Source organism: Bradyrhizobium sp. sGM-13, assembly GCF_018398875.1.
Taxonomy (GTDB): Bacteria; Pseudomonadota; Alphaproteobacteria; order Rhizobiales; family Xanthobacteraceae; genus Bradyrhizobium.
The window spans coordinates 219,165-229,008 of sequence record NZ_JAGWDK010000005.1; the positions used below are offsets into that span (position 1 = coordinate 219,165).

General features: G+C 62.3%; 10 protein-coding genes. 3 read left to right on the forward strand and 7 right to left on the reverse strand.

The window, feature by feature from the left end:
• Nucleotides 1-68: 68 nt before the first annotated feature.
• Together KJQ96_RS09750 and KJQ96_RS09755 are read right to left on the reverse strand one after the other, a co-directional pair.
• Nucleotides 69-1,373 (reverse strand): DNA polymerase IV, encoded by a 1,305-nt coding sequence (locus tag KJQ96_RS09750; protein WP_309142392.1) that lies wholly within the window; start codon nucleotides 1,371-1,373, stop codon nucleotides 69-71.
• Entirely contained in the window at nucleotides 1,370-1,669 is a 300-nt protein-coding gene (locus tag KJQ96_RS09755; RefSeq protein ID WP_213286428.1) for a DUF3572 domain-containing protein, read from the reverse strand. Before KJQ96_RS09755 ends, KJQ96_RS09750 begins: the two co-directional genes overlap by 4 nt.
• Nucleotides 1,670-1,898: 229 nt before the next feature.
• Between KJQ96_RS09755 and KJQ96_RS09760 the strand changes: the two genes are divergently transcribed.
• Both KJQ96_RS09760 and KJQ96_RS09765 read left to right on the forward strand, forming a co-directional pair.
• Complete coding sequence (locus tag KJQ96_RS09760; protein WP_027538546.1) at nucleotides 1,899-2,264, forward strand: response regulator; 366 nt, start codon at nucleotides 1,899-1,901, stop codon at nucleotides 2,262-2,264.
• 12 nt (nucleotides 2,265-2,276) lie between these two features.
• Nucleotides 2,277-3,650 (forward strand): PleD family two-component system response regulator, encoded by a 1,374-nt coding sequence (locus tag KJQ96_RS09765; RefSeq protein WP_028345606.1) that lies wholly within the window; start codon nucleotides 2,277-2,279, stop codon nucleotides 3,648-3,650.
• 136 nt (nucleotides 3,651-3,786) lie between these two features.
• Here the strand turns inward: KJQ96_RS09765 and KJQ96_RS09770 are convergent, their stop codons facing one another.
• Together KJQ96_RS09770 and KJQ96_RS09775 are read right to left on the reverse strand one after the other, a co-directional pair.
• Nucleotides 3,787-5,004 (reverse strand): serine hydrolase, encoded by a 1,218-nt coding sequence (locus KJQ96_RS09770; RefSeq protein ID WP_249733893.1) that lies wholly within the window; start codon nucleotides 5,002-5,004, stop codon nucleotides 3,787-3,789.
• Nucleotides 5,005-5,176: 172 nt separating this feature from the next.
• Entirely contained in the window at nucleotides 5,177-5,788 is a 612-nt protein-coding gene (locus KJQ96_RS09775; protein WP_375293156.1) for a TetR/AcrR family transcriptional regulator, read from the reverse strand.
• Nucleotides 5,789-5,923: 135 nt separating this feature from the next.
• On the opposite strand from KJQ96_RS09775, the gene KJQ96_RS09780 reads away from it, so the two are divergent.
• Nucleotides 5,924-7,156: an MFS transporter gene (locus KJQ96_RS09780; RefSeq protein WP_213286429.1), complete on the forward strand. Its 1,233-nt coding sequence runs from the start codon at nucleotides 5,924-5,926 to the stop codon at nucleotides 7,154-7,156.
• Between the two features lie 96 nt (nucleotides 7,157-7,252).
• On the opposite strand, the gene rpmG is transcribed toward KJQ96_RS09780, so the two are convergent.
• From rpmG to KJQ96_RS09795, 3 genes are all read right to left on the reverse strand, one after another.
• The gene (gene rpmG / locus KJQ96_RS09785; RefSeq protein ID WP_007603295.1) at nucleotides 7,253-7,420 is read right to left on the reverse strand and encodes a 50S ribosomal protein L33; all 168 of its coding nucleotides are present in this window, start codon (nucleotides 7,418-7,420) and stop codon (nucleotides 7,253-7,255) included.
• A gap of 84 nt (nucleotides 7,421-7,504) precedes the next feature.
• The gene (locus KJQ96_RS09790; RefSeq protein ID WP_213286430.1) at nucleotides 7,505-8,869 is read right to left on the reverse strand and encodes an LLM class flavin-dependent oxidoreductase; all 1,365 of its coding nucleotides are present in this window, start codon (nucleotides 8,867-8,869) and stop codon (nucleotides 7,505-7,507) included.
• A gap of 208 nt (nucleotides 8,870-9,077) precedes the next feature.
• Nucleotides 9,078-9,815 carry an NUDIX hydrolase gene (locus KJQ96_RS09795; RefSeq protein WP_213286431.1) on the reverse strand — a complete coding sequence of 246 codons (738 nt, stop codon included), beginning with the start codon at nucleotides 9,813-9,815 and terminating at the stop codon, nucleotides 9,078-9,080.
• Between the last annotated feature and the right edge of the window lie 29 nt (nucleotides 9,816-9,844).

Sequence of the window (9,844 nt, forward strand, 5' to 3'; positions counted from 1 at the left end):
CAATCCATCTTTCGGCTGCGGGGCTATGGATTGCTTCGCTTCGCTCGCAATGACGGGGAGGGAACCGTCTACTCCTCCTCATCCTCTTCCTTCGCCGGCCCCTGATAAGCAATGCCGCGGATCACCGCGGCATTGCCGAACTTTTTCCGCAAGTCATCCATCGCGCGCTCGGCGTGGGCCGAGCGGCGGTCGAGCATGTCGATGTCATCGGCCCGCGATCCCTCGCGCAGCGCGCTGACGCCTGTACCCATCAGGCGGAAGGCGGTGCCGTCGATCTCCTTGGACAGCATTTCGCGCGACACCGCAAAGATCTTCGCGGCGAGCTGGGTCGGCGTTTGAATTGATTGCGAGCGGGTGCGCTGCCTGAAATCGGCCGTTTTCAGCTTCAGCGTGATGGTGAGGCCTGCAAGATTGCCGTTCTTCAGCCGGGATGACACCTTTTCCGACAGCCGCCACAACAGCCGTTCCAGCGTGGCGAAATCGCGGATGTCGTTTTCGAACGTGGTTTCGCTCGAAATCGTCTTGGCGCCGCGGTCCGGCACCACGCTGCGGTCGTCGATGCCGCGCGCCAGCCGCCACAGCCGGCGGCCTTCGCCGCCGAACTGCTTCATCAGCTCGACCTCGTCGGCGCGCTGCAGGTCCGCAATGACGCGAAACCCCCGCTGCAGCAGCTTTTCCTGGGTCGCGGGACCGACGCCGTAGATGAAGCCGACCGGCTTGTCGGCGAGCATCTCGCGGGCCTCAATCTGGTCGAGGGCGGCAAAGCCGCGCGGCTTGTCGAGATCGGAGGCGATCTTGGCCAAGAACTTGTTGCAGGACAGGCCAACGGAAACCGTGATGCCGATGTCGCGCTCGACCTCGCGGGCAAAGCGCGCCAGCACTTTTGCGGGGATCATGCCGTGAACACGCTGCGTGCCAGAAAGATCGAGAAACGCCTCGTCGATCGAGAGCGGTTCCACCAGCGGCGTCAGCGTCTGCATGGCCTGCCGCACCTCGCGGCCGACGCGGACATATTTGGCCATGTTTGGCGGGATCACGGCTGCCTGGGGGCAGAGCGCCAGCGCTTTAAACATCGGCATCGCCGATCGCACGCCATAGGTCCGCGCGACGTAACAGGCAGCCGACACCACGCCGCGCTTGCCGCCGCCGATGATCACGGGCTTGTCGGCAAGTTCCGGATTGTCGCGCTTCTCCACCGTAGCGTAGAACGCATCGCAGTCGATATGCGCCAGCGTCAGCGAGGGCAGGGCGTGGTGGCGGATCAGGCGCGGGGAACCGCATTCATTGCATCGCCTTGCCTTGACATCGAGGTCGCCGAGGCAATCCCGGCAGAACGCGCGCGGACCGTCTAGGGCTGGCGCTTGTGCGTTCACGGCACGTCGCGCTCCCAATGCGGATCGCCGAGCACTTGGCGCGCGGCGGCGATATTGGTCGGGTGCAGTTGCGAGGCGCTCGCAAATGCCTTCACGGTGGCGTCGTCCCGCAGCACAAAATCCAGCACCGAGGCCAGAAATTGCGGGTCGGGGGCGGCCGTGCGCAGCGTCTCCGGACCGATGCCGGTTTCAGCCAGGAACAAGCCGAGCCGCTCAGGATCGCCGGCAATGAAACTCAGCGCCTGAACCGCAACGATTTCAGCTACTTCGCGGGGGTTGTGAACAGGCTTTTTCAATAGATCGTTTGCCTTTCCATTAACTTATGGTCTCTAATTTGGGAACCATCATGCCCGAGTCTGCGAAGTGTGTTCAACAATCGAAACCGCTTCGTAAAAGTTGGCGCATCGATTTAACGGCTTAGAGCGAATCTGGCGCTAGTTTGAATTCAGTTTTCGACAGGGGGCGGCGTCGGTGCAAGACGTGCCGAAAGGCCGGACTTGTTTCCTGGGATGAGGGAGGGACGGGATGGCGAAAACCGTCCTGATCGTGGAGGACAACGAGCTCAATATGAAGCTCTTTCGCGATCTGTTGGAAGCGCATGGCTATCAAACCTCCGGTACCAGCAATGGCTTCGAGGCGCTCGATCTCGTCCGCAAGCTGCGCCCTGATCTGATCCTGATGGATATCCAGCTTCCGCAGGTGTCTGGCCTCGAAGTCACGCGCTGGATCAAGGACGATCCGGAGTTGCGCGCCATTCCGGTGGTTGCCGTCACCGCGTTTGCGATGAAGGGCGATGAAGAGCGCATCCGCGAAGGCGGCTGCGAGGCGTATCTGTCCAAACCAATTTCCGTCGGCAAATTTATTGAAACCGTACGGCGTTTTATCGGGTAGGGGTGAGTTTCGATGTCTGCGCGTATCCTCGTCGTCGACGACGTTCCTGCGAACGTCAAGCTGCTGGAAGCCCGGCTGTCGGCTGAATATTTCGACGTGCTGACCGCTTCCAACGGCGCCGAGGCGCTCGACCTCTGCTCGCGCTCCGAATGCGACATCATCCTGCTCGACGTCATGATGCCGGACATGGACGGCTTCGAGGTCTGTCGCCGGCTGAAATCCAACCCGGCGACCCATTTCATTCCCGTCGTGATCGTCACCGCGCTCGACAGCCCATCCGATCGCGTCCGCGGGCTGGAAGCCGGGGCCGACGATTTTCTCACCAAGCCGGTATCCGACATCGTTCTGATTGCGCGCGTTCGGTCACTGACGCGGCTGAAGATGATGACTGATGAGCTGCGCATGCGCGCCATCACCTCGCTCGAGATCGGCATGGAAGCGCCCGAGCGCAGCGCGATTGCCGACAAGGGCGTCGGCGGGCGGATCCTGCTTGTCGACGACCGGCCGTCGTCCTACGAGCGGCTGGCGCCGATCCTTGCCGCCGAGCACACCGTCGACGTCGAAATCAATCCGGCGGAAGCGCTGTTTCACGCCGCTGACGGCAACTACGATTTGCTGATCGTCTCTCTCAGCCTGGAAAATTACGACGGCCTGCGGCTGTGCAGCCAGGCGCGCTCGCTGGAGCGCACCCGCCAATTGCCCATTCTCGCCATCTCCGACGCCGACAACAATGCGCGGCTGCTGCGCGGGCTCGAAATCGGCGTCAACGACTATCTCCTGCGCCCCGTCGACAAGAACGAGCTGCTGGCGCGGGCGCGCACCCAGATCCGCAAGCGACGCTACACCGACCACCTGCGCGACAACGTGCAGAACTCGATCGAAATGGCGATCACCGACGCGCTGACCGGGCTACACAACCGCCGCTACATGGAAAGCCATCTCTCGACGCTCGTCGAGCAGGCCTCAAGCCGCGGCAAGCCGCTTGCGCTGATGATCCTCGACATTGACTTCTTCAAATCCATCAACGACACCTATGGCCACGACGCCGGCGACGACGTGCTGCGCGAGTTCGCTGTGCGCATCCGCAAGTCGATCCGCGGCATCGATCTCGCCTGCCGCTATGGCGGCGAGGAATTCGTCATCGTGATGCCGGAAACCGACCTGACCGTCGCCGGCATGGTCGCCGAGCGCCTGCGCCGCTCGATCGCCGGCGAAACCTTTGCCGTCAACAAGGGCACCAAGCGGATCGACGTCACGATCTCGATCGGCTTAGCGACGCTGGACCACAAGGGCGAGCCGGTCGCCGACGTGCTCAAGCGCGCCGACACCGCGCTCTATCGCGCCAAGCACGACGGACGGAACAGGGTGGTATCGGCGGCGGCCTGAGCCGTCGTCCCTGCGAACGCAGGGACCCATACCGCGTGATCTCTCGTTAGAGCAGAGTGGCAGACGCCTTTCTCAAAACGCGGCCGGTGGCTATGGGTCCCTGCGTTCGCAGGGACGACGGCAGATGGTTGTCGCGTCAAGCAACGACCTCGGCATTCTGCTTCACTGCCTCATACGCCAGCCGCTTGAACTCGAACGAGAACGGATGGACGAATGCCATCTGGCGCTGCGCCATCATCACGCCGGCCATGTTGCGCTTCGGCGAGATCCACCATTGGGTGCCGGCGACGCCGCCCCAATAGAGTTCGCCTGCGGCATCCGGATGATCGAACGCTGAGGGCTTCAGGATCAATCCGCCGGCCAGGCTAAACGCCTTGCCGGGCTGCTCACCCATCATGGCAAAGCGGATCCATTGGCTCTCGGGCAATTGGTTGGTCAGCATCAGCGCAATCGTCTCGGGCTTGAGCAGGGTCGGCCCGCCGGGCAGCAGGCTTCGGATCAGCGCGACCATATCGGGCAGGGTTGAAACCAGGCCGCCGCCGCCGCTCAACCTTGCGATCGGGCGCAGATAAGCGCCGGGGAAAGGCGAGTTGTCGGTTCGGGTCAATCCCGGCTTCATCAGCTCCATCAGGTCCGCACCGGCGTAATAGGCGACGAGCCGTCCCTGATCCTTTTCCGGCACGACGAAGCCGGTATCGACCATGCCGAGCGGGCCGAGGATGCGCGCCTGGATGAACTTGTCGAAACGCTGGCCGCTGATCACTTCGATCAACCGCCCCAGCACGTCGGTGGCCAGCGAATATTCCCACGACGTGCCCGGCTGAAAGATCAGCGGCAGGCCGGCCAGCACGTCTACCATGTCGGCCAGCGTCGTCATGGGATTGTGGACGCCGCGTTCGTTAAGCGCCTTGTACATGGCCGTACCGGGATCGAAGAAGCCGTAGCTCAGGCCGGAGCTGTGGCTGAGCAACTGACGGATGGTGATTGAGCTCTTCGTAGGCTCGGTATCGTCAAGCGAGCTGGCGCTGGGCCGCAGTACTTGGCGATTTCCGAGCTGCGGAATGAACTTTTCGATGGCGTCGTCGAGCCTGAATTTGCCTTCCTCGAACAACAAGAGCACGGCGCAGGAGGTGATCAGCTTGGTGTTGGAGAAGACGCGGAAGATGTGATCGGTGCGGAGCGGCGTCTGCGCTTCCTTGTCGGCCCAGCCGACGCAATTCACGTCGACGAGGTCGCGCCCGACCATGACCGCCCAGGAAATGCCTGACAGCAGGTTGTTGTCGATATAGCGCTGCATGGCCGCACGTGCCGGTTTGAAGTCGTAACCGTTTGCGGTCACTTTCAGGTCTTCCATTGTCGCTCCCTCTACTTTCGTTAGTTTGGCGCGGTTCTATATTGATGTCCCTGCGAACGCAGGGACCCCATAACCACTGATGTTGTTTGCACAAGGTGACTACCACATCGGCCCATTGAAAAGCCACGGCGTGTGGGTCCCTGCGTTCGCAGGGACGACGGACGAAATGGCGTCAGATTGCCGACCTTGACGGCCGTTTCTTTGCCGCATGCTTCGGCGCTGGGGTACCAATTTTCACCCCCGCATTCCTGAGCAGCACCGTTGCGGCTTCCTTTGCCGCGCGCGCCATCGCGGGGTCGTTGCGGACGAGATCCTGGGCGATCGAGCCGTCGACGAGCAGAGCGAGCTGCGTCGCCAGCGCATCCGCTTGGCGGATGCCGAGTTGCACCAGCAGGTCGCGAAACCAGAGGCGGCGGCTTTCCTTGAACTCGACCGCAACCTTTCGGACCGACTGATCCTCGCCGAGTTCGGCCACCGCGTTGACGAAGGGACAGCCGCGAAAATCCTTTGCCGAAAAACGCCGTTCCAGCGAATCGAAGGTGCCGAGAATTTGCTCGACCGGCGACTTGTCGGAAGGTCGCGGCGCCACGAAGCGCCGCGCCAGATAGGCCGAGATCAGCGCGTCCTTGGACGGAAAATGATTGTAGAGCGTGCGCTTGCTGATGCCGATTTCGGCCGCGATGGTGTCGACGCCGACCGCGCGAATTCCCTGCAGATAGAACAGCCTATCCGCGGTTTCCAGAATCCGTTCCTTCATCGCCGGTTTGGCGGGCAGGGTAGCCATGCGAATACGCGGGTCGCCTCTTCCTTGACAACAGTGCCAGCCTTATAGCCAAATTACACAGATCTGTGTACCTATTTCAGATGCCAATAGCAGGACGCGGCTTTCGATTCGCGGCCGATAGGGAGAATAAAAACAATGGCCCTGCTGCAAATCCTGCGTCCGACGCTGCCTATCCTGATCGGCGCATCCATCATGCTGACGTTGAGCATGGGGCTGCGGCAGTCGCTCGGCATTTTCATGCAGCCGCTGACGCAGGATATCAGAATATCGATTTCCGATTTCACGCTCGCAATCGCGGTGCAAAACCTCGCTTGGGGATTTTTGCAGCCGCTCGCCGGGGCGCTGACGGTGCGCTACGGCTTTCGCACCATCATGGTGGTCGGCGCGCTGCTCTATGTCGCCGGCCTTGCCTCGATGGCGGGCGCGAACGGCGTTCTCGCCGTCATGATCGGCGGGGGCGTGTTGATCGGCACGTCGCTGGCATGCACCGCGGCGGCGATTGCGATGTCGGTTGCGGCGCGCGCGGTGCCAGCGTCGGTGCGCTCGACAGTGCTCGGCCTGGTGTCGGGCGCCGGCTCCCTCGGCGCGTTGTTGTCGGCGCCGATCGGGCAGATGCTCAATGAAGGTTACGGCTGGCGAATGGGGCTGGTCGGCTTCGTGGTGCTGTCGCTCCTGATGATTCCCGCGGCCTGGTACGCGGGCAGGGTAGACAAGATCCCGCTGCCCAAGCCGACAGAAGACGAGATCGACGATGCGTCAGCCACCGCCGCAACGAAGATGGCGTTTTCCAATACTTCTTTCGTGGTGATGACCGGCGCCTATTTCGTCTGCGGCATGCAGCTCGTCTTTCTCACCACACACCTGCCGTCCTATCTGGCGATCTGTGGCATGGATCCGATGCTGAGCGCGCAGACGCTCGGCATGATCGGTGGCTTCAACGTGCTCGGCAGCATTTTCTTCGGCTGGGCCGGCCAGCGCTGGAACAAGCTGGCGTTGCTCGGCGGCATCTACATCTTCCGCTCGATCGCGCTCGCCTGGTATTTCACGCTGCCGCCGACGCCGGCAACCACGCTGCTGTTCGGCGCCATCATGGGCTTCCTGTGGATGGGCGTCGGCCCGCTGGTCGCGGGCGCGGTGGCGGAAATGTTCGGCCTGAAATGGCAGGCGATGATCCAGGGGCTCGCCTTCATGAGCCACCAGGTCGGCAGCTTCCTCGGCGCGTTCGGCGGCGGCGTGCTGTACGACGCGCTCGGCTCCTACACCATGGCGTGGCGGATCGGCGTCGCGCTCGGCCTGGCCGGCGGCATTGTCCAGGTCGCGTTCGCGCTGATCCGGCCGAGCGGACCGCCGCAGATGCAAACGGCGTAACCGCTGAAGAGGCGCTGCACGCGTCCGCGACACGAAAGCCAGGAATCAAAAACGGGGCCGCAAGGCCCCGTTCAAAGCCGTCAGCGATTGGCTCGCTTACTTGATCTTCGCTTCGCGGAATTCGACGTGCTTGCGCGCGACCGGGTCGTACTTCTTCTTGACCAGCTTGTCGGTCATGGTGCGCGAATTCTTCTTGGCGACGTAGTAGAAGCCGGTATCCGCCGAGGAAACGAGCTTGACCTTGATGGTGACCGCTTTGGCCATGTTCAGAACCTCAAAATGGGGGTGTCAGGCGCCGGCCAAACCGGCCTGCATTTGCCGCGCAACCTAGCTTCTGATCGCCCAAAGTCAAGGTTTTCGGGGCAAAAACCGGCGTAAATCGGGGTGATTAACCTCAAAGAACCGGTTTTTCGGCCTTGGCAGCCCCAAATTCTCGCGCAGCGTCCGGCCCACATACTCTTTCCGGAAAATCCCGCGCTTCTGCAGTTCCGGCACCACCTTGTCGACGAAGTCGTCGAGCCCCGCGGGCAGGAACGGAAACATGATGTTAAAACCGTCGCTGCCGCGGCTCATCAACCATTCCTCCATCTGGTCGGCGATGGTTTGCGGCGTGCCGACGAAAGACAATCCGCCATAGCCGCCAACGCGCTGGGCGAGCTGGCGCACCGTGAGCTTGTCGCGCGCGGCGGCATCGACGAGCCGCTGACGGCCGCTCTTGCTGGCGTTGGTCTCGGGGATTGGCGGCAATTGTCCGTCGGGATCGAAGCCGGAGGCATCAGTGCCGAGCTGCACCGAGAGCGAAGCGATGGCGCTGTCGTAATGCACCATGCTGTCGAGTTTCGCGCGCTTCTCCTTGGCTTCTTCGACACTGTCGCCGACCACGACGAAGGCACCGGGCAGGATCTTCAGATGCTCGGGATTGCGGCCGATCTTCTCCATGCGGCCCTTGATGTCGGCATAAAGCTTCTGCCCGTCGGCAAGGCTGCCGCCGCCGGTGAACACGGCTTCCGCGGTTTCCGCGGCGAGTTGCTTGCCGTCTTCGGACGCGCCGGCCTGTACGATCAGCGGCCAGCCCTGCACGGGGCGGGCGATGTTGAGAGGGCCGCGCACGGACAGATATTTGCCCTTGTGATTGAGCACGTGCATTTTGGCGGGATCGAAATAGAGGCCTTGTTCGACGTCGCGCACGAAGGCGTCATCGGCAAATGAATCCCACAGACCCGTCACCACGTCATAAAACTCGCGCGCCCGCTTGTAACGCTCGGCGTGCTCCATGTGGTCGTCGAGCCCGAAATTGAGCGCCGCGTCCGGATTGGAGGTGGTGACGATATTCCACCCGGCGCGGCCGCCTGAGATGTGATCGAGCGAGGCGAAGCGCCGGGCCACGTGATAGGGCTCGTCGAAGGTCGTCGATCCCGTCGCTATCAGGCCGATATGTTCCGTCACGGCTGATAGCGCCGACAACAGCGTGAACGGCTCGAACGAAGTGACCGTGTGACTGCGCTTGAGCGCATTGATCGGCATGTTCAGCACGGCCAGATGATCGGCCATGAAGAACGCGTCGAACTTGCCGGCCTCTAGCTTCTGGATCAGTTGCTTGATACGCGGGAAATTGAAATTGGCATCGGGCCAGGCGCCGGGATAGCGCCACGCGCCGGTGTGGATGGAGACCGGCCGCATGAACGCGCCGAGCTTGAGTTGCCGCTGTGCCATTGCCCCGTTTCCGTAACTGTTATTGTTGGGAAAGAGATAGGCATGGGCGGCGGTGGCGCCATTGGAGGCGCGCAGAAGAATTTTTTGTTTTTGCGCGGACTCTCAACACGACTGTCATTCCGGGATGCGCGTAGCGCAGACCCGGAATCTCGAGATTTCGGGTTCATCGCCCCGCGATGCCCCGGAATGACGCAGAGAGAGCAGGGTCTTACGCCCCCAATACGTCCTTCTGCATTTTGCCGCCGTAGAAATGAAAGAACGGCACCGGCGCGTCGTGGCGCAAGGGGCCGGTGGCGAGTCGGCGGTCGAGTTCGGCGAGCACGTTCTTGGTCATGGCGTGCGCGTCGGCGAGCGGCTGCGAGCCGATCTCGACCCACACCAGCTCCACCAGTTCGGCATCGGCGTGGATCACGCCTTCGACGCGATGGGCGATGGCTGACGCATCGGCCGTGAAGAAGCGCGTATCAAAACGGCGGACGCGGCCAGGCGGGGTGATCGCGCGTGCGATCAGGAACAGGCCCGATGGATCGGGCAAGAGGCCTGCTTCCGCAAACGGCTTCCAGGCGCCGTCGAGTTTCACGGGTTTGTCGACCTTGCACCCGAGGCAGAGGCCGGTTTCCTCGCAGGCCTCGCGGATCGCGGCAACCGCCAGCGCGCGCGCCCGCGATGGTGCGATCTTCGGACTACCTTTGAGCAGGTTGGCCTCGAGCTCTGGGGAAATCGGCGCGGCCACGGGGATGCGGTTGTCCGACTTGTCGACGCGCCCGCCCGGGAAAACATATTTGCCGGGCATGAACACCACCTTGTCGTGGCGCTTGCCAACCAGAACTTTCGGTTTGTCGCCGGAGCGGTCGATCAGGATCAGCGTGGCTGCATCCTTGGGCCGGAAATAGGGATGATGATCGGCTTCTTTTTCTTCCTTTACGGCGGTCGCGACGTCGTTCATTCCATCCCCGTTTTTTGTGCTCTTGTTGC